We start from the raw sequence: 19197 nt of genomic DNA, 5'->3' as shown, positions 1-19197 counted from the left end.
CCTTCACCGGTCGTCGGTCGGTTACGGAGTCACGACGGTGCCGCCGAACGTCACGACGAGGTGGCCGTCCGCAGCGAACGACCAGTCCAGGCCTCCGTCGTACGCGGAGCAGCGGGAGCCGTTCGAGCCGGTCCAGAACTGGTTCGAACTGTCCGCGTCGCCGACCGTCTTGTCGTTGGAGCCGCTGCCGCTGCGGCAGGACGTGTTGTTGCGGTAGACGGAAGTGCCCTTGTCGAAGGAGAAGTTGCGCTCCTCGTTGTCGATGGAGACGTTGTCCGACACCGTCATCGAGCCGGGATTGCTGTTGTACGTGAATCCGTGATGGCCGTTGCCGTAGGCGATGTTGCGGCGCACGACGTGGTCGACCTCGATGCCGTCGCCGCCGAGCTTGAAGCCGTTGCGGTCACCGTCGGCGTTCACCGTCCCGTCCGACAGCGTGCCGTTGCTGTAGGAGAGCGAGTCCTCGATGGTCACCGGGCCGATGGGGCCGGTCTCGTTCTTGGTGTAGAGGTCCCAGCCGTCGTCGATGTTGTTGTGGGACACCGTGTAGCGGAAGACGTTCCCGGGGCCGGAGGTGAGCTTCGAGGCGAAGCCGTCGGCGTCCTCGCCGTCGGAGTCGGCGTTGTCGTGCGACTCCGAGCTCAGGATGAGGTTGTCGGCGGGCCACTCGTCGTCCGGGGTGGTCGAGGCGATCCGTGAGATCTGCAGCCCCGAGTCGTGGTTGAAGCGTGTCACAACGCGTTCGACGATGTTGTTGCTGCCGCCGACGAAGATCCCGTTGTCACCGGCGTGCTCGACGACGATGCCGTTGATGTGCCAGAAGTCCCCGTTGACGGCGAGCCCGCGGTTGGCCGGGTCCTCGCTCATCTCCGCGAAGTTCAGCACCGGGCTCTCGCCCGGGTAGGCGGCCAGGGTGGTGCGGGCGCTCGCCGAACCGTCGTTGCCCGGCGCAATGGTGACGGTCTGTGCGTAGTGGTACGTACCGCCGCGCAGGTAGACCGTGCCGCCGGAGTCGACGCGGCTGATGGCCGAGGCCAGGGTCGTCGGGTCCGCTTCTGTTCCGGCTGCGCCGTCGGTGCCGTCCGGCGCCACGTAGAGGGCGGTGGCGTCCAGCGTCGAGGGGACTACGGACGCAGCGCCGGCGAGTGCCCGGTGCGGCGTGGGCGCTGCCTGAGCGGTCGCGCCGCTCACGGCGGCCAGCGAGCCGGCCAACAGGCTGACGCATGCGATGACGGGTTTGATCTGCATCGTTCGACTCCAGGTGGGGGTTGGTTCGTTCGACGAGTGGGTGGGGCGCGTTCGTGCGGCTGCGGGGCCCGCCTCTGGGTGGGGCGGCGGACCGGGCAACTGTGCTGCCGGCTCGGCGATGCCGGACGGTGCGACCGCGGCCACGTCCGGGGAAAAACGTGGGTGCCCCTTCTGTCGAGGCCTTGGCCATGGCACCGTGTCTGTTCGAGTCCGTGAACGGGGTCTCACGGAGAGGAACCGTCATCGTGGTGTGCAAGCGCTTTCCATAGACCCTAAGGGTCCATCATGTTCACGTCAATGGACATGTATCTGAAACATAATCATGATGATGAACAGCTGATCGAGGTCCCCCCTCGCCCCGAGACCCGCCACGACCGCCCATCGCCACGTCTGCCGGGCCGCCCCCGGAGCCTCCGGTCTCGGGTGTCGCCTTCACCGCGGTGGCGCGCCACGACACCGGGAGCGGCGAGGTCGCCGTATACGACCACTACGGCGACGGACAGGCGTCGTGCGGGCGATGCCGATCAACGCGGCCGCGGTCTTTGTTCGGATCAGGCCGGATCAAGCTGGATCAGGCCGGGCCGGGGAGCGGGATGCGCACGAAGTCGCCGTCCATCTCCGCATTCATCTCGCGCGCTGAGTCACATCTGCCGTATTCCTATGAGTGCATCATCAAGTAACCAGGCATCAGACCGGAGTTGAGCGTGCCGACAATGAACCGGAACCGTATCCCCCTGGCCGCAGCGGCGGTCGCGGCCGCGGCCGTCGCGCTGACCGGATGCGGCACCGAGGTACCGCCGCTGGAGTTCGGGTCGGCGAAGCCGTCCGGCGCCCGGCTCGACGCCCGGCCACCTCAGGGGAGTTCGGTCCCTGTGACGCAGTGGCCGGACGCGTGCGCGGCCCTGAGCGACGAGGAGATCCGGGCGATTTTGCCGCAGGCGGAGGAGTTCGAGCGGGAACCCGTCAAGGTCACCGTCCTCAACTTCAACCCGCTCACGGAATCGGCCCCGGGGACCACGGGCGACGTGGCGAAGGGAGGCTGCAAGACCGCGTTCGGTCTGCCGGCCGAGTACGAGAGCGAGCACAACAGCACCATCCGCATCGTGTTCCAGAGCGTCGCCGACCCCGCGCTCGTGGCGCAGGGGTATGCGAAGGACCAGGAGTACGCGGCGAAGAACGGCGGCCAGGACCCCGAGAAGTACCGGGACCTCGGCGACTCGCTCGGCCCGGCGGGGTGCTTCGTTGAGGACGATGACCAACTGGTCTGCCATCAGGGGCCTTACGAGTTCGAGGTGAGCGGTTCCTCGACCGCGGACGGTGTCGGGGAGTACCCGGAGGCCGACAAGAACTGGCGCGAGAAGGTCCTGACCGAGGTGGTCCGGACGCTGAGCGCCCGCATGGCCGGCCAGGCATGACACCGAACGGGCGCCCCGCCCCCGGCGGAGCGCCCGTTCGTCTCACCGGCCCGGCCGTGCGCGGGGACGCGGCGCGGCAGGGTCGTTATCGACGGCCGCGTCCTCCGTCAGGGGGCCTCCCCGGTCTTCATCCGGGTGCAGGTGACCACCCGGACCCGGCCGTCCGCGCGTGCACCGGGGAACGTCAGCACCGCGCCTTCCACCGGTGAGGCCGGCCCGCGTCGGCGACGGCCCATGTCCTGGCCGTCGGCCAGTCCGCCCGACACGGTGCAGGCGCGGGCCGGCGTCTCGTCGCCGACGTCTGGCACCTCCCGGATGGTGTGTCCCCGGCCTCCGCGGGACACCTCCCCCTCCCCCGCTCGCCGTTCGTGGCGCGAGACACGCCACGTACCGGGCCTGCCGGGGTTCCGCTTCACTCGGGCCGCGTTGGCCGCGCGTCAGGCTCCGCCGCCTCGGCGACGCGTTTGATGTGCGCCAGCCGCCGGTCCCAGTCGGCCGCCAGGGAGGCCATCCACCGCGCCGTCGCGTCGAGCGCCGCAGGCCGTACCGCGTACCGCACCTCGCGACCGACGCGGGTGCCGGAGACCAGCCCGGCGGCGTCCAGGACGGCCAGGTGCTTGACCACCGCCTGCCGTGAGACGGGAAGCCGTTCGGCGAGGGTGGTCGCGGTGGCCTCGCCCCGCGCCGCGAGCAGATCGAGCAACTGGCGGCGCGTCGGATCGGCGAGTGCGCCGAGGACATGACTGACGGCATCGGCGGTGCCGGGACGTTCTTCCGTCATGCGGCGGGTTGTTCGGCACGCGTCTTGAGCGCGTCGAGCTCCAGGGGCCAGCCTCCGGTGTGGTCCTTGAGGTTCTGACTGCGCAGCTCCTCGGACCCCGCCAGGGCCGCGAACCCGCTCTCGACGACGCGCAGCCGCGTCCGGTCGCCCTCCGGGGTCAGGGTGAACTCCACGAGGGTGCTGTTGTCCTCACGCAGTTCCTCGCCCGGGAACGCACTGGTCCAGCGGTACGCCAGGTACGTCGGCGGACTGACCTTCTCGACACGTACCGGGAAGTCGCCGTGCTCCGCGTGCTTCGCCACCATCGTTTCCCCTTCCCTTGCCACGGTGCCCGGCAGGCTCGCCTTGTCGGCCACCCAGAAGCCGGGCTGGGCCACCAGTGACCAGACACGCTCCAGGGACGCCTCGATCAGAGTTTCGCGTTCGATCCGGTCCTCGCTCATGAGATGACTTCCTTTCTCGTTGCCGCTTGACTTGCAACTCCAGGGTTGCACGATGAAACGTCATGCGCAACCCGCGCGTTGCACGAGGCGGAGGGGTCGACGGGCGCCCGCAGTGCAATCAGAAGGTTGTTCATTCGAACATCGCGATGGTAGAAAGTGCTCATGAGTGTCGCTACCCGCCTGGACCTGACCCTGCGACTGGTGCAGGGGTCCGATCGCGTCTCCGTTTCCGAGCTCTCCCGGCGACTGGGCGTGTCGGAGATGACCGTGCGCAGGGACCTGGATGCCCTGGAGGCCCAGGGCCTGGTGCGGCGCGTTCACGGTGGAGCCGTGGCGACGCGGTCCCGGGGTGAGGACGCCGGATTCTCGGCGCGTGAGCCGTGGCAGGCCGCAACCAAGGATCACCTGGGAGCCGCGGCGGCCGCGTTGGTCGAGCCCGGATCACGGGTGCTGCTCGATGCGGGCACCACCACGGTGCACGTGGCCGAGCACCTGGCGGCGCGGGCTCCGCTGACGGTCGCCGTGCTGAGTCTTCAGGCCGCGCTGTGTCTGGCCGACCGACCGGGCATCGAACTCCTGGTCGTGGGCGGGCGCTCGCGGCCCGGCGAGCGGTCGTTCGTCGGGCCGCTGGCGCTGCGGACGCTGGAGTCCTTGGCCTTCGACTGCTTCGTCATGTCCATCGGCGGTGTGCACGCCGCGGACGGCTGGTCGGAGTTCTCGCTCGACGACGCCGCTGTCAAGCAGGCCGGGCTCACGCGTGCCGACCGCACCATCGCGGTGGCGGACGCGACCAAGCTCGGCGTACGCGCCTTCAGCCGCGTGGCGCCCCTCGAGGCCGTGCACTGCTTCGTCACCGACCGGGCCGCCGGAGAAGCCGGCACCCATCCGAGCGGTCCGCAGACCCTGGACGCCCTGCGTGAGGCAGGCGTCGAGACCGTACTGGCCTGACCCCCCGTCCCCGTCCGCCCCCCGATTGAGGAGTGCCGCCTTGGCCACCGATCCCCGTTCTCTGATGATTCTCGTCGCCGGCCCGTACCGATCCGGCACCGGCGACGACCCCGACAAGCTGGAGGCCAACGTCCGTGCGATGAACGAGTCGGCTCTCCTCCTCTTCCGCGCCGGGCACCTGCCCGTCACCGGCGAGGCCCTCGCCCTGCCGCTCCTGGATGCCGCGGGAAGCACCCGGCCCGGAGACCCGCTGTTCGACGAGATCTTCCACCCGGTCGCCGAGCAACTCCTCGCCCGCTGTGACGCCGTTCTGCGGATCGGCGGCACGTCCGAGGGGGCGGACCGGATGGTCACCCGGGCCCGCGCCCAGGGCCTGGCCGTCTACACCGGCCTCGCCGACGTCCCGGCCGCCCGATGACCGCCGGCCTCGACACACCCGACCGCCGTGGCCGCACCGGCCTGGACCGGCACGGCCTCGGTCTGACCGGCAATCCCCGCGTGCGGATCCGGGATGTGGAGGTGCTGTCCTGCGACTGGTACGTCCTGCGCAGGACGACCTTCGACTACGAGCACACCGACGGACATGTCAGCCGCGAGCAGCGGGAGACGTACGACCGCGGCGACGGGGCGACGATCCTGCTCCACAACGCCGCCCGGCGCACCGTGCTGCTCACCCGTCAGTTCCGCCTGCCCGCCTACGTCAACGGCCACCCCGACGGCATGCTGCTGGAAGCAGCGGCCGGGCTCCTCGACGGTGACAGCCCCCACACGGCGATCCGCCGCGAGGCCGCCGAGGAGACCGGACACGTCATCGGCACTCCCGAGCACGTCTTCGCCGTCTACATGAGCCCCGGCTCCGTCACCGAGCGCCTGCACTTCTACGCCGCCCCGTACGACCCGGTGAACAATCCGACCGGGACGACGGGCATCGCGGCCGAGGGCGAGGACATCACCACCGTCGAGCTCCCGTTCACCGAGGCGCTGGGCATGGTGCGCGCCGGCACGATCGTCGACGCGAAGACCATCATGCTGCTCCAGTGGGCCGCCCTCGACGGCCCGTTCCGCCCGCCGGGCCCGCTCCCGCACGCGAACTGACCGTCGTGCGACAGCAGCCTGTGGGCCGAAGCCCGGCGGTCAGAGGCCGGCGAGGAGGCGCTCGAGCGGGGCGGGTACGTGGTCGGGTTCGAGTGCCTCCACGAGGACGCGGCCATAATGGATCTTGCGCCCCTTCTTCGTACCGAGAAAGCGCCGCACGCGCTGCTGCGGGGTTCGGCCGCGCTGGGCGGGCTGGTGCAGGAAGGTCTGGAAGGCGCGCCCGTCCCCCTCGGCCCGGATGAGCTCCTCCACGCGCGTCACGCCCAGAGCGCGGATGAGTTCGTCCTCCAGGTCCGCGGCGCAGACGAAGAACTCCTCCTGCGCGGCATCCGCGCGCTCCAGACCGCGCGTGTAGTAGGGCCGTTCGGCCTCGTCGCACAGCCCCGTGAGCCGAAGGCCCAGTCCCGGCGGCCCGAGGAGGCGGGCGAAGCGTGCGACGCTCATGGCACCGCCCATCGGCAGGACGCAGATCCCTTCGGCCGCCAGGTTCCGGCCGCGGCGCGCCGCCAGTGCGTTCACCGCCGCCGAGTCGCTCGGCCCCTCCAACAGGACGGCCGCCCGGACCGGTAGCCCCGCGGCCAGTTCACGCGCGGTCTCATCAGGGCCGCCGGCCGCCCACGCGATGACGGTCTCCCGGAACAGTTCCATGTCGGCCACGGAACGAGTCTCCGCTCTTCCCTGCTCCGGCGGTAGTCGATTACTGGCGTCGTCCGGCCGTACGTGAAAGATGGCACGCGTGACTCATGTGATCGGAGTTCCGGCTCCCGACGACGCGGCAGCCCTGGGCCCTTTGCAGTTGACGGTCTGGTTGCAGACCTACCCCGACGAGGAAGCGGGCGTCGATGAGGCCTGGATACGCGAGCACCGCGGCTCCTCCGCGACCGCGGAGGGTATCGCCGGGTGGCGGGAGTTCATCGAGGCGGCCGGCCGGCAGCCGGACCTGCTGTTCTGCCGCGTGGTCCGCGCCGGGACGGAGATCGTCGGCTTCCTGTGCGGCCGCCGGGGCGAGGTGGTGACGCTCGGGCCGATGTATCTGCTGGAACAGGCGCGAGGCCACGGAGCCGGGGGCCGGCTGATGGAAGAGTTCCTCGCCTGGGCCGAAGGCGCACCCGTCTTCCTGTGGGTCACCGAGTACAACGAGCGGGCGGTCCGCTTCTACGAGAGGTACGGATTCGAGCCCACGGGCGAGCGGGAGCTCTGGCGGGGCCGGCTGCCGAACGTGCGCATGGCCCGTTCCCGTACGCCTGGTGCCGAACGCGGCCTCGGCGGATCATCCGTCACCTGACCACCGGGCTCCGGGCCGCGGCCCCGTCCGCCCTCGCTCGACGCAGGCGACTACGGGGTGCCCGTAGGGTCACTCGGTGCGACGTACGCCGCGCGTCGGCCAACCGGTCCGCCCGCCCTTCAGTGTCCGCCGTCGGGGGACAGGTACTCGCTCAGGACCGCACGCAGGGCAGTCGGTTCGCGGCCGATCAGGCCGGCCAGAGTCGGGTCGACCGTGGCGAACTCGCCCGCGCGGGCGGCCTCGAAGATGCCCAGCACCTGGTCCGCCGCCCCAGCCGGCGCACCGTTACCCCGCAGTTGGTCGCGGAACACCTCGTCGGAAGCGGTGGCCCTCGTGATGGTGCGGCCCGTGGCAGCGGTGGCGAGGCCGGCGACATCGTCGAAGGTGAGCGCCTGCGTGGAGGTGAGCGGCGGTGTGGGGCCGTCGAACCTGCCCTCGTCCGCCAGGACGGCGGCGGCCGCATCGGCGAGGTCGGCGTGTGCGGTCCAGCTGACCGGGCCGTCCTCGGGAAGGACCAGGCTCCCGGATGCGGCGGCGTGGCCGAGGAACTGCACCGCGGCCGACGCGTGGAAGCCGTTGCGCAGCGCCGTCCAGGGCACGCCCGACTTGCTGAGCGCCTGCTCCGTGGCGGCGTGGTCGCGGCAGGCCTGGAAGCGCGAAGCGGGGTCGGCGCCCATGTGGCTGGTGTAGAGGATGCGGCGGGCCCCCGCGGTGGCGGCCGCTTCGATCGCGGTCCGGTGGAGCCGTACGGCCTCCTCACCCATGCGGTCGACGGACACGAGGAGGACCTGGGTGGCGCCTTCGAAGGCGTGAGCGAGGCCGGCCGGGTCGTCGAAACTGCCGTGCCGCACGCGGATGCCCCGGTCGGCGAACGCCTGTGCCTTCTGCGGGTCCCGGACGCTGACGCCGATCCGGTCCGCCGGTACGCGTACCAGCAGCCTCTCGACGATCTGCCGCCCGAGCCGGCCTGTCGCTCCGGTCACGATGATCATGTCGCACTCCGCTCATTGTTCCAGTGGAATCATTTTCACGATAACACCGATACTAACGACGGAACCAACATCGCTGTATCGTTGATACATGCCACCGTCTCCGCGCAGCACCCCAGGCACCGGCGCCACCCCCGACATCACCCCGCAAGGGCACGATCAGCCGCGGCAACGGGTCATCGAGGCCGCCGCCGACCTGCTGGCACGGGAGGGGCGCGACGCGGTCACCACCCGGGCCGTCGCGGTGGCGGCCGGCCTGCAACCGCCCGCCATCTACCGCCTGTTCGGCGACAAGGACGGGCTGCTCGAAGCGGTGGCCGAGTACGGCTTCGCCCGCTTCCTGGCGGCCAAGCACGTCGACCCCGATCCGTCGGAGCCCATCGACGACCTGCGGGCCGGATGGGATCTGGCGGTCGAGTTCGGGCTGGCCAACCCGGCCCTGTACTCACTGATGTACAGCGAGCCGACAGAGCCCGCGTCGGCCGCCTTCAACGCGGGAATGGAGATCCTCAGGGGCCGGATCCGGCGCCTGGCCGCCGGCGGCTGGCTCCGCGTGGGCGAGGAACTCGCGGCGATGATCATCCACGCCACGGCACGCGGCGCGGTGCTCACGTGGCTGTCCCTCCCAAAGGACCGGCGCGACCCGGCGCTGCTGACCGCGCTGCGGGAATCCATGGTCGCCGCGGTGACCAGTCAGGAACCCGCCGTACAGAGTGCGGGCCCGGCCGGCGCCGCACGCGCACTGCGTGCGGCACTGCCCGAGCAGACGGCCCTCAGCACCTCGGAGCAGCAGCTCCTGAGGGAGTGGCTGGACCGCCTCGCCTCCGGCGACCGCAGCACCTGACGGGCAAGCCGCCACGCATACGGCACCCGCCTCCGGCCGGGGACGGGGCCCGGCCCGTGGGTTCAGTCGGCAGCCGGCGCCCCCAGCTGCTCCCGGTACGCCCGGGCCGTCTCCACCAGTGCGTCCAGGGTCTCCCTGGTGCGCAGGAGATCCTCGATGTGCAGGGAGAGCCGATCGCGTTCCTGGGCCATCCGCTCCAGCGCGGAGTCGGAGTTCTCCCTGCTCGGCGCGTCGACGCAGGGCAGCAGCTCGGCGACGGTGCGGCTGGACAGGCCTGCCGCGTACAGGCGCTGGATGAACGCGACCCGTTCGACCGACTCAGCCGTGTAGTGCCGCTGACCGCTGGCGCTGCGGGTGCTGGCGAGCAGGCCCTGCTCCTCGTAATAGCGCACGGAACGCACGCTCACCCCGGCTCGCGACGCGAGCTCCCCGATGCGCACGGAACCTCCCGGTTGTGTCCTGCGTCACAGGGCTTGCCTCTGACGTCAATGTGAGGTTTTAGCGTAACTGCATGCCCGAGGTCCGGGCATCGCTCAACGCTGAGGAGTCCTCACGTGACATCTCTTTTCACCGGCTACTCCCTCGCCGGTCTGGCTCTGCCCAACCGCGTCGTCATGGCCCCCATGAGCCGGGTACGGGCCGCGGCCGGCGGGCTGGCGACACCGTCCATGGCCGCCTACTACGCGCAGCGGGCCAGCGCCGGGCTGATCGTGAGCGAAGGGGTCCAGCCGAGCAGGATCGGGCAGTCCAATCCGGGGACTCCGGGGCTGCACACCGATGAGCAGGTCGCGTCCTGGCGCCCCGTGACCGCAGCCGTCCATGCCAATGGCGGACGGATCTTCGCCCAGATCATGCACGGCGGCCGGGTCTCGCATCCCGACACCACCGGCATGCAGCCGATCGGGCCGTCAGCGGTCCCGGCCGTCGGCGACGTGTTCACACCGGCCGGGCCGCAGCCCGCCCCGACGCCACGCGCCCTGGAGACCGCAGAGGTACCCGAGCAGGCGGAGTCGTACGCCCGGGCCGCCCGTCGCGCCGTCGAGGCCGGCTTCGACGGAGTGGAACTGCACGGCGCCAACGGCTATCTGATCTCCCAGTTCCTCTCGTCCAACGCCAACCTGCGCACGGACCGCTACGGCGGCCCGGTCGCCAACCGGATCCGCTTCGCCGTCGAGGCCGTCGCCGCCACCGTCGACGCCGTGGGCGCTGCCAGGACCGGAATCCGTCTCTCTCCCGGCGGCTCGTTCTGGGGAGTCCAGGAGAGCGGAACCATCGAGTTGTACACCGCGCTTCTGGCCGAACTGGCCCGTCTCGAAGTGGCCTACGTACATCTTGAGGCCACCGCCGAGGAGGAGGCCCTCCTCACTCTGCGCCGGGCATGGCGGGGCGCGCTGATCGTCAATCCCACCCTCCCGATGGGGCCCAAGCAGACCGGACGGGACGACGCCGACCACTGGCTCGGGCAAGGGGCCGACCTGATCAGCTTCGGCCGCGCCTTCATCGCCAACCCCGACCTCGTCGAGCGGCTGCGCGGCGGACTTCCGATCGCCCCGGTCGACGAGACGACGTACTACCAGGGCGGCGATGCGGGCTACCTCACCTACCCGGCCCATCAGTACGCGGCCTGACTCCCCCGCGCCGGCGCCCGGTCCGCCTCACCGGCCGTCGGCGGCCCGCGGGACGCAGTCGAGTACCACGTGGCCCAGGGGTCTCGTATGTTCCCCGGCGACACGCAGACCGGCGGCCGACACCAGGGCCGCGTAGCCGCCGGGGCTGCGCTCGCGGCCGCCCGCGAGCACCAGCATGCGCAGATCCATCTCCGCGAACTCGGCGGAATCCTCGCCGGAGGTGCCGTCCGCCTCGGTGACGACGACCCGGCCCCGGTCACCGGCCGCCGCCGCGCATCCGCGCAGCAGGGCACGGGCCCGTTCGTCGTCCCAGTCGTGCACCACCTTGTGGAGTACGTAGACGTCGGAACCGGTGGGAAGCGGGGCGAAGAAGCTCTGGCCGACGGCCTCGCACCGGTCCCCGAGCCCGCGTGCGGCGAGGAACTCCCGGCCCCGCTCGACGGTCTCCGGCAGATCGACCAGGGTGGCCCGCAGACCCGGGTGGTTCCGGAGGACCTCGGCGAGCAGGGCACCGCGGCCTCCGCCGACATCGGTGACATGGCGGGCCTCGGACCAGTCGTAGCCTTCCGCCGCATCCCTCACCAGGGCGGGGCCGGCCGACATGGTGGCGTCGAAGGAAGCTCCCCTCTCGGGGTGGGCCGCGAGGTGGGGCCAGAACGGGGCGCCGAAGACCGTCTCCCAGGCGGGCTCCCCGGTGCGGACGGTGTGCAGCAGTCCGGTGAACGCCAGGTCCATCGTGCCGCCGAAGCCGTCGAGGTCGAGCCCGGGGCGCAGGGCCGCCGGGTGGCCGGAACGCAGCAGCTCCGCCGTCTCGTTGAGGCCGAAGCGGCCCGGCTCCGGCTCGGTGAAGACGCCGTGGCACACCAGATGGCGCAGCATCCGTCCGAGCGCGTCGGGGTCGGTCGCGGAGCGGCGGGCGAGTTCGGCGGTGTGCGTGGTCCCTTCGGCGATCAGGTCGGCCAGGCGCAGGGTGGCGGCCACCCGCAGGGCCATGGGCGTGACGAGGTCCATCAGCGGGCCGATCGTTCTCCAGGCGCGCATGACGTCCTCGTGCTCGTCCCCGGGCGCGGTCGGGTCCCTCGCGGTCTCCTTTCGCGGGGCGTCCCGCCGGTGCGGACGGCCTCGTGTCCCGTGGTCCGCATCAGACCAGACGGCACCCTGCCGCGTCGGCCACCAGGCCGCTCGGCGCGCGTTCCCGCCCGGGTGCGCAGGGTTTCTGATGCCGGGTCGGGAGCCGCCGGCCGCCGCGGCCGTGCGCTGCCGGGCGCTGCGGGCGTCCGCTCGCGGGGGCCGGCGGGCGGGAATCGCGGCACGTGACGCACGCCATCCTTTGCGCCCGCGATCTCTGGGAAGGTCTCCGGTACGGTGTCGAACGCTCCGGGTCCGAGCGCCCTGGAGCGCTTCGACACCGCCATCTGACCACCGGATGCCGCTACGTGCGTTCCGTGCGACATCGCCTGTCCTGAGGCCACGTGCCCGTGACACGACTGGGGAGTTTGATGTTCGACAAGGTATTGGTCGCCAACCGCGGGGAGATCGCGATCCGGGCGTTCCGCGCGGCGTTCGAGCTCGGGATCTCCACCGTGGCCGTGTACCCGCACGAGGACCGCAATTCCCTCCATCGCGCCAAGGCCGACGAGGCGTACCGGATCGGGGAGCCCGGGCATCCCGTCCGGGCCTACCTCTCGGTGGAAGAGGTGATCAGGGCCGCTCGGAAGGCCGGCGCGGACGCGATCTACCCGGGTTACGGCTTCCTGTCGGAGAATCCGGACCTCGCGGCTGCCTGCGCCGACGCCGGGATCACGTTCGTCGGACCGCCGGCGCCGGTACTGAACCTGACGGGGAACAAGTCCCGGGCGGTCGCGGCGGCCCGGGCGGCCGGAGTTCCGGTGCTGAAGTCGTCCGAGCCCTCGGAGGACGTGGACGCGCTCGTCGCCGCTTCCGAGGACATCGGCTTCCCGGTCTTCGTGAAGGCCGTCGCCGGAGGCGGCGGGCGGGGGATGCGCCGGGTCGCGGAGCCGGGTGAGCTGCGGGAGGCGATCGACGCGGCCATGCGGGAGGCCGGGTCCTCGTTCGGCGACGCGACCGTCTTCCTGGAGCAGGCGGTGATCAACCCTCGCCACATCGAGGTGCAGATCCTCGCTGACGCCGAGGGCAACGTCGTCCATCTCTACGAGCGCGACTGCTCGTTGCAGCGCCGCCACCAGAAGGTGGTCGAGATCGCGCCCGCCCCGAACCTTGACCCGGAGCTGCGGGACCGGATCTGTGCCGACGCGGTAGCGTTCGCGCGCCACATCGGGTACGTGAACGCGGGCACCGTAGAGTTCCTCGTCGACGAACGCGGCAACCACGTGTTCATCGAGATGAATCCGCGGATCCAGGTCGAGCACACCGTCACCGAACAGGTCACCGGACGGGACCTGGTGATCGCGCAGTTGCGCATCGCCGCCGGCATGACGCTGCCCGATCTGCATCTCACGCAGGACGACATCACCCTCAACGGCACGGCGCTGCAGTGCCGCATCACGACGGAGGACCCGGCCAACGGGTTCCGGCCGGACACCGGCACCATCTCCGCGTACCGCTCACCGGGCGGACCCGGCGTCCGGCTGGACGGCGGGACCGTGCACACCGGGGCCGAGGTGTCGGCGCACTTCGACTCGATGCTGGTCAAACTGACCTGCCACGGGCACGACTTCACCAACGCGGCCCGGCGTGCGCGCCGGGCCATCGCGGAGTTCCGGATCCGCGGAGTGGCGACGAACCTGCCGTTCCTGGGGGCCGTACTGGATCAGCCCGACTTCCGGGCCGGCCGCATCACGACCAGCTTCATCGAGGAGCATCCGGAGCTGATCCGGGCCCGGCCGTCGGCGGACCGGGGCAGCCGCATGCTCGGCTACCTCGCCGAGACCACCGTCAACCGGCCGTACGGCCCCCGGCCCTCGGTCATCGAGCCCGCCAACAAGCTGCCCGCCCTGCCGCCCGGCACACCGCCGGCCGGGTCCCGGCAGCGCCTCGCCGCCATCGGTCCCGAGGCCTTCGCCGCGGAGCTGCGTGCCCAGTCGGCCGTCGCCGTCACCGACACCACATTCCGGGACGCCCACCAGTCGCTGCTCGCCACCCGGGTCCGTACCCGTGACCTGCTCGCCGTCGCCCCGCACGTCGCGCAGACCGTGCCCCAGCTGCTGAGCATCGAGTGCTGGGGCGGGGCCACCTACGACGTGGCGCTGCGTTTCCTCGCCGAGGACCCGTGGGAGCGGCTGGCCAAGCTCCGGGAGGCCGTGCCGAACATCTGTACGCAGATGCTGCTGCGCGGGCGCAACACGGTGGGCTACACGCCCTACCCCACCGAGGTCACCGAGGCGTTCGTCGCCGAGGCCGCGACCACCGGGATGGACATCTTCCGCATCTTCGACGCTCTCAACGACGTGTCCCAGATGCGTCCGGCGATCGACGCCGTCCGCGCCACCGGTACCTCGGTCGCCGAGGTCGCGCTCTGCTACACCGCGGACCTCTCGGACCCGGGCGAGACCCTGTACACGCTGGACTACTACCTGCGTCTCGCCGAGCAGATCGTGGCGGCGGGTGCCCATGTGCTCGCCATCAAGGACATGGCCGGGCTGCTGCGTCCGCCCGCGGCCCGCACCCTGGTGACGGCGCTGCGCGAACGTTTCGACCTGCCGGTCCACCTCCACACCCACGACACCGCCGGTGGGCAGCTGGGCACGCTGATCGCCGCGATCGACGCCGGTGTGGACGCGGTGGACGCCGCGGTCGCCTCCATGGCCGGGACGACGAGCCAGCCGCCCCTGTCGGCGCTGGTGGCCGCCACGGACCACACCGAGCGCGCGACGGGCCTCTCCCTCCAGGCGGTCGGTGACCTGGAGCCCTACTGGGAGGCGACCCGGAAGGTGTACGCCCCGTTCGAGTCCGGGCTTGCCTCGCCGACCGGCCGGATCTACCACCACGAGATCCCCGGCGGGCAGTTGTCCAACCTGCGTCAGCAGGCCATCGCCCTCGGGCTGGGCGACCGATTCGAGCTCATCGAGGACTGCTACGCCGCGGCCGACCGCATGCTCGGCCGGCTGGTGAAGGTGACGCCGTCGTCGAAGGTCGTCGGCGACCTGGCGCTGCATCTGGTGGGGGCGGGCGTCGAGGCGTCGGACTTCGAGTCGGACCCCGGCAAGTTCGACGTGCCGGACTCCGTGATCGGATTCCTGCGGGGTGAGCTGGGCGACCCGCCCGGTGGCTGGCCGGAGCCCTTCCGTACCCGCGCGCTGCAGGGCCGTCCGGCGAAGACGCAGACGCCGCACCTCTCGGGCGAGGACCTCGAGGCGCTGCGCGAGTCACCGCGCGCGACGCTGAACAGGCTGCTGTTCCCGGGCCCGACCAAGGAGTTCAACGCGCACCGCGAGGCGTACGGCGACACCTCCGTGCTGCCGACGCAGGACTTCCTGTACGGCCTGGAGACGGAGACCGAGCACACCGTCACGCTCGACCCCGGTGTCACGCTGCTGATCGAGCTGGAAGCCATCTCCGAGGCGGACGAGCGCGGTTACCGGAGCGTACTGGCCACCCTCAACGGGCAGTTGCGGCCGGTGTCGGTACGGGACAGGTCCGTCGCGACCGATGTGAAGGCGGCGGAGAAGGCGGACCGCGGCAACGAGGGCCACGTCGCCGCCCCGTTCGCCGGGGTCGTGACGCTGCAGGTCGAAGAGGGCGCTTCGGTATCGGCCGGCCAGACGGTCGCCACCATCGAGGCGATGAAGATGGAGGCCTCGATCACCGCACAGGCAGCGGGTGTGGTGCGCCGCCTGGCGATCGGCAGGGTGCAGCAGGTCGAGGCCGGTGATCTGCTCATCGAGGTCGGCTGACGTTCCGGACCCGTCCGCACGTCCTGTGTCCGTGTGTCCTGTGTCCAGATGTACGCGGACGGGCCCGCCGCGCGGTCTCAGCTCAGCCGGAACACCGGACCGCGCGGCGTGAACGGCAACGCGGCACCCTGCGGGATCAGGAAGGCGTGCTCGCGCCGGATCCTCAGGGTGTCGCACCACCCGTCGGTGATGACGAGCACCGGGGCCGTCGGCGGGAAGTCGTCGGCCCGCTGCAACAGGTCTATGCCCGGCTGGAGTTCGGTCCCGCCACGGCCGCGGACCCGCACCCGGCCGGCGATCCCGGCCGGCGGCAGGTAACCGGCGTCGTACGCCGCCGCGTCGCAGAAGACCACACGCGCCGCGGGTACGTCGCGTGCCTCCGCGTACGAGGCGATGGCGCCCAGCGCCTTGCCCAGGAGGCCGTTGTCCATCGAACCGGAGGTGTCCAGGACGACGCCGAAGGTGCAGCGCGCCGTCTCCTGCGCGGGGAAGTACCGGCCCGCGCGCGGGATGCCGGGGGTCGACGCCTGCCTCCGTGCCGGGCGCGCGTACGACCGTACGGGCTCGGGCCGCGGGACATACGCGTCGAACCAGCGGGCGAGTCCCACGTCCCACGGCACGGGCGGGTGGGCCAGCGCCCGGATCTCCTCGACGAGTCCGGAGGGCAGAAGCCCGCGCTTCCCGTACTGGTGCAGATCGAAGCCCTGGACCAGCCCGCGGCGGTAGAACTCGTCCAGGTCGGTGTACGCGCGGGCCTCGGCGTGCGGCAGCGGTTCGCCGAGGATGTCGCCCGCGCCCCTGCCCCGCAGGGTGGCCAGGCGGCGCTGCCGGCGCAGGTCGGTCGCGATGCGGTCGTACACCTCCTCGGCGGACAGCCCGCGCAGGCCGGGGTCGTACAGCAGCCCATCGGGCATGTCGCCGACGCGCATCTGGACGAGCCAGTCGTTGACGACGTAGTCCGCCGCGACGTTGAACAGGAACGGATCGCGGCCACCGCGGCGTTCGCCGTGGCGCAGGGCGGCGTGGAGCATCTCGTGGGCGAGGACGAACCGCCACTGCTCGTCGCTCAGCGCCCGCAGCGGGTTGATGTAGATCTCGCCCGCCACGGAGCTCACGGCGGCGATGGAGATGCTCTGCGACCGGGCGAGTTCGGCGTCGGCCACGACGGTGAGACCGGCGGCGAGGCCCCCGAGCAGCGGGTAGGAGGAGACGAACCAGTTCAGAGCCCGGTCCCAGGGCGGCTGTGGTGCGCGTACGCCGCCGACGCTGTCGCGGCGCCCGCCCGCCACGTCCATGGCGGCGGAGACGCTGCGGGTGAGGGCGCGCGCGAAGGAGGTCTCCCAGTCGGGGACGGCGGAGTTGTTCCACGTCCGCCAGGTGGTGAGTACCTGGTCGGCCTGCCCGCCCGCGGTACCGCAGTCCTCGTACAGGGCGGGGATGCCGTCGCGGCGCCAGCGGGCGGCAAGCTGCTCCTCGTCGCCGCCGGGGTAGGAATCCGGCAGGTCGACGGGAGGACGGCCGGTCGGATGGGTGAGCAGGAAGCGGTTGACGACCACGCAGCGGGCCGCGAGGTCGAACCGGTCGGGCTGCTCGCGCGGGCCGTGGGCGGCGGCCGGCACATGGCCGAAGCCCAGATGGAGCAGGCAGTGGGCAAGGACCCAGGCCCACTCGGCCGGATCGGCCCGCTTCGTGGGGTGGACGTGGACGGTGCCGTTGGAGGTGACGACGGCCAGTCCGGCGGCCGGGGTCAGGACGCAGTCGGGCTGTCTGCACACGGACGCCTCGACGGCGGCGAAGGCCGGGTTGCGTCTGGCCAGGGCGAGCCCGGCGGCGAAGGCCTCGGTGGCCGGGTCGGACGTGCCGCCCTTGCCTGCTTTCCGGCCCTTGCTGTGGGCCCGGTGGCCGGTGGTGGTCTTCATCGTCTGGCCTCGACCAGCCGGGGCATGTCGCGTGCGGCTTCGACGAGGAACCAGGCAGGCAGCACCGGCTGACCGTCGGTGTCGTCCGCGATGACGGTCTGCGCGACCTCGACGGAGATCTCGGCGAGGTGCACGAGCAGCGACTTGGCCCGGTAGGCGGTCTGCCGCATTGATGCCGAGACGTGTTCCTTGCGCCGGGGCAGCTCCTTCACGAGCCGTCCGCGGAACGCCTCGGCCAGGTAGTACAACAGGTCACGGTCCTCGATCCGGGCGGGCCAGGAGGCGTCGCCCTTCAGGATCGCCTCGATCCCGAAGGAGTGGCGCACGATCTTGGCGTACCCGCAGAACGACACGGCGTGGGCGGGGGTGAGCGTGCCGTGCACGATGACCTTCAGCGTCTCCTCGTCGATGTCCGGCCCGAAGGAGTGCAGCGCGTCGGAGAGCATGTGCCAGGACCGGGGCGTGGAGAAGGCCTCCTCGCTCTTGGGCGGCTGGGACCAGAGGTGGTCGGGGCGGTCGACCAGGTAGTCCGTCACCCACGGATGGACCCCGTTCTCCCCCGCCCACACCAGCCAGTCCGCCGAGGAGGCCCGCAGATGGACGTGGGTGAGGCGGTTGACCAGCGCGGACGCGATGGGCCTGGCCAGCGCGTTGTCCGTGGCACGGTTGCCCGCGCCGATGACGATCGAACCGGCCGGCAGCTCGTACGACCCGATCCGCCGGTCCAGGATCAGTGAGTAGAACGCCTTCTGGACGTCGGGGGTGGCGGCGTTGAGCTCGTCGAGGAAGAGGCAGTAGGGCTCGTCGCGGGCGATGGCCTCCGGCGGGCAGAACACGGAGCGCCCGTCGCGGATCTGCGGCACGCCGATCAGGTCCTCGGGTGCGAGCTGCGTCCCGAGGAGGCTGACGCACTCCAATCCCAGCGATTCGGCGAACTTCCGTACAAGCGACGACTTCCCGATACCGGGCGCTCCCCAGAGGAACACGGGCCGCACGGTCGCGAGCCCCAGCAGCAGTTCGGGTATCTGGGCGGGAGTAACGGTAACGGCGGCCTGCACGCTGGTGAGTTCCTCAGGGGTTCGGGAGTCGAAGCCCGCTCAGTATGCGGAGGCAGGATGACGCGCGCAGCCGAATTTCGCCGCGCCGTCCCACGTCGTCCGGTGCGGTCTCAGGGAATGTAGCGGCGAAAGCCCTGGGCCGCGGCCTTGAAGCCGCACGCTTCGTAGAAGGTGTGGACGTAAGCGTCGTCCGCGGCCAGCAGCTGCACCTTGTAGCAGCCTTCCGCCGCGGCGAGGTGGACGGCCGCGTCCATCAGCAGGCGGCCGACGCCGCGCCGCTGAGCTGTGCCCGCCACCACGACGTTCTCCACGAACAGGATGCCCCGGCCGCCACGGGTGAGGTTCGGCATGACCAGGCAGTCCGCCGTGCCGGCAAGGGTGCCGGCGGCGTCTGCCACCAGGACGGTGCGACCGCGCTGCCGCGAGATCTGTTCCCACACGTCGTGCGCGGCCGCCGGGGGCAGCGGGGCATCGTCCTGGTTCAATTCGCCGTAGAGGGCCAGCAGCACCGGCAGGTCGAGCTCGGCCGCCGGCCGCACGGTGATCTTCATGGGCCCAGCCTAAGGTCTTTCGTTTGGATCAGGCCGGATCAGGGGGCGGGGTCCGGTGCGTGCGGCTGCAAGGCAAAAAAGGGAGTCACTGCCGAGCATGGGCGACCGACGACAACGCG

The 19197-nt window shown here is 71.3% G+C and carries 19 protein-coding genes; 8 read left to right on the top strand and 11 right to left on the bottom strand.

The features are described 5' to 3' along the window. Positions 1–21 precede the first annotated feature (21 nt). Complete coding sequence (locus EAO72_RS18860) at positions 22–1248, bottom strand: right-handed parallel beta-helix repeat-containing protein (RefSeq protein ID WP_187285131.1); 1227 nt, start codon at positions 1246–1248, stop codon at positions 22–24. Positions 1249–1961: 713 nt separating this feature from the next. Here EAO72_RS18860 and EAO72_RS18855 point away from each other — a divergent pair. Beyond that, positions 1962–2663: a hypothetical protein gene (locus EAO72_RS18855; protein ID WP_148018508.1), complete on the top strand. Its 702-nt coding sequence runs from the start codon at positions 1962–1964 to the stop codon at positions 2661–2663. A gap of 107 nt (positions 2664–2770) precedes the next feature. Here the strand turns inward: EAO72_RS18855 and EAO72_RS18850 are convergent, their stop codons facing one another. The 3 genes from EAO72_RS18850 to EAO72_RS18840 all read right to left on the bottom strand — a co-directional run bounded on the left by EAO72_RS18850 (position 2771) and on the right by EAO72_RS18840 (position 3887). Next, entirely contained in the window at positions 2771–2971 is a 201-nt protein-coding gene (locus EAO72_RS18850) for a hypothetical protein (RefSeq protein WP_148018507.1), read from the bottom strand. Between the two features lie 104 nt (positions 2972–3075). Continuing rightward, a complete protein-coding gene (locus tag EAO72_RS18845) occupies positions 3076–3444 on the bottom strand; it encodes an ArsR/SmtB family transcription factor (protein WP_148018506.1) in 369 nt (122 codons plus the stop codon). Continuing rightward, positions 3441–3887 (bottom strand): SRPBCC domain-containing protein, encoded by a 447-nt coding sequence (locus tag EAO72_RS18840; RefSeq protein ID WP_148018505.1) that lies wholly within the window; start codon positions 3885–3887, stop codon positions 3441–3443. Before EAO72_RS18840 ends, EAO72_RS18845 begins: the two co-directional genes overlap by 4 nt. A gap of 162 nt (positions 3888–4049) precedes the next feature. On the opposite strand from EAO72_RS18840, the gene EAO72_RS18835 reads away from it, so the two are divergent. From EAO72_RS18835 to EAO72_RS18825, 3 genes are all read left to right on the top strand, one after another. Beyond that, a complete protein-coding gene (locus EAO72_RS18835; protein WP_148018504.1) occupies positions 4050–4835 on the top strand; it encodes a DeoR/GlpR family DNA-binding transcription regulator in 786 nt (261 codons plus the stop codon). A 64-nt stretch (positions 4836–4899) separates the two neighbouring features. Next, positions 4900–5253 carry a DUF4406 domain-containing protein gene (locus tag EAO72_RS18830; RefSeq protein ID WP_148021893.1) on the top strand — a complete coding sequence of 118 codons (354 nt, stop codon included), beginning with the start codon at positions 4900–4902 and terminating at the stop codon, positions 5251–5253. Further along, complete coding sequence (locus EAO72_RS18825) at positions 5250–5930, top strand: NUDIX domain-containing protein (RefSeq protein WP_148018503.1); 681 nt, start codon at positions 5250–5252, stop codon at positions 5928–5930. The genes EAO72_RS18830 and EAO72_RS18825 overlap by 4 nt, the downstream gene beginning before the upstream one ends. A 39-nt stretch (positions 5931–5969) precedes the next feature. Here EAO72_RS18825 and EAO72_RS18820 read toward each other — a convergent pair whose 3' ends face one another. Then, positions 5970–6587: a TOPRIM nucleotidyl transferase/hydrolase domain-containing protein gene (locus EAO72_RS18820; RefSeq protein WP_148018502.1), complete on the bottom strand. Its 618-nt coding sequence runs from the start codon at positions 6585–6587 to the stop codon at positions 5970–5972. A gap of 79 nt (positions 6588–6666) precedes the next feature. On the opposite strand from EAO72_RS18820, the gene EAO72_RS18815 reads away from it, so the two are divergent. Next, positions 6667–7215 (top strand): GNAT family N-acetyltransferase, encoded by a 549-nt coding sequence (locus tag EAO72_RS18815; RefSeq protein WP_187285130.1) that lies wholly within the window; start codon positions 6667–6669, stop codon positions 7213–7215. 119 nt (positions 7216–7334) lie between these two features. Here EAO72_RS18815 and EAO72_RS18810 read toward each other — a convergent pair whose 3' ends face one another. After that, complete coding sequence (locus EAO72_RS18810) at positions 7335–8207, bottom strand: NAD(P)H-binding protein (RefSeq protein WP_148018500.1); 873 nt, start codon at positions 8205–8207, stop codon at positions 7335–7337. A gap of 88 nt (positions 8208–8295) precedes the next feature. On the opposite strand from EAO72_RS18810, the gene EAO72_RS18805 reads away from it, so the two are divergent. Then, on the top strand, positions 8296–9048 hold the full coding sequence (locus EAO72_RS18805; RefSeq protein ID WP_148018499.1) for a TetR/AcrR family transcriptional regulator: 753 nt from the start codon (positions 8296–8298) through the stop codon (positions 9046–9048). A gap of 62 nt (positions 9049–9110) precedes the next feature. Here the strand turns inward: EAO72_RS18805 and EAO72_RS18800 are convergent, their stop codons facing one another. Next, positions 9111–9488, bottom strand: coding sequence for a MerR family transcriptional regulator (locus tag EAO72_RS18800; RefSeq protein WP_148018498.1), 378 nt, complete (start codon positions 9486–9488; stop codon positions 9111–9113). Between the two features lie 114 nt (positions 9489–9602). Here EAO72_RS18800 and EAO72_RS18795 point away from each other — a divergent pair, with 114 nt between their 5' ends. After that, complete coding sequence (locus EAO72_RS18795; protein ID WP_148018497.1) at positions 9603–10676, top strand: alkene reductase; 1074 nt, start codon at positions 9603–9605, stop codon at positions 10674–10676. A 27-nt stretch (positions 10677–10703) separates the two neighbouring features. On the opposite strand, the gene EAO72_RS18790 is transcribed toward EAO72_RS18795, so the two are convergent. Further along, on the bottom strand, positions 10704–11717 hold the full coding sequence (locus tag EAO72_RS18790; RefSeq protein WP_148018496.1) for a methyltransferase: 1014 nt from the start codon (positions 11715–11717) through the stop codon (positions 10704–10706). 458 nt (positions 11718–12175) lie between these two features. Here EAO72_RS18790 and EAO72_RS18785 point away from each other — a divergent pair, with 458 nt between their 5' ends. Further along, a complete protein-coding gene (locus EAO72_RS18785) occupies positions 12176–15550 on the top strand; it encodes a pyruvate carboxylase (RefSeq protein ID WP_148018495.1) in 3375 nt (1124 codons plus the stop codon). 77 nt (positions 15551–15627) lie between these two features. On the opposite strand, the gene EAO72_RS18780 is transcribed toward EAO72_RS18785, so the two are convergent. From EAO72_RS18780 to EAO72_RS18770, 3 genes are all read right to left on the bottom strand, one after another. Then, positions 15628–17469, bottom strand: a complete 1842-nt coding sequence (locus tag EAO72_RS18780; RefSeq protein ID WP_148018494.1) for a vWA domain-containing protein — start codon at positions 17467–17469, stop codon at positions 15628–15630. Then, positions 17466–18527 (bottom strand): ATP-binding protein, encoded by a 1062-nt coding sequence (locus tag EAO72_RS18775; protein WP_148018493.1) that lies wholly within the window; start codon positions 18525–18527, stop codon positions 17466–17468. The genes EAO72_RS18780 and EAO72_RS18775 overlap by 4 nt, the downstream gene beginning before the upstream one ends. Positions 18528–18637: 110 nt before the next feature. Then, positions 18638–19078, bottom strand: coding sequence for a GNAT family N-acetyltransferase (locus tag EAO72_RS18770; RefSeq protein WP_148018492.1), 441 nt, complete (start codon positions 19076–19078; stop codon positions 18638–18640). Positions 19079–19197: the final 119 nt, after the last annotated feature.

This window comes from Streptomyces sp. OR43, assembly GCF_008042275.1.
Taxonomy (GTDB): domain Bacteria; phylum Actinomycetota; class Actinomycetes; order Streptomycetales; family Streptomycetaceae; genus Streptomyces.
The sequence above is the reverse complement of the archived record's forward strand: the minus strand, read 5'-3'. Positions and strand labels throughout refer to the sequence as shown.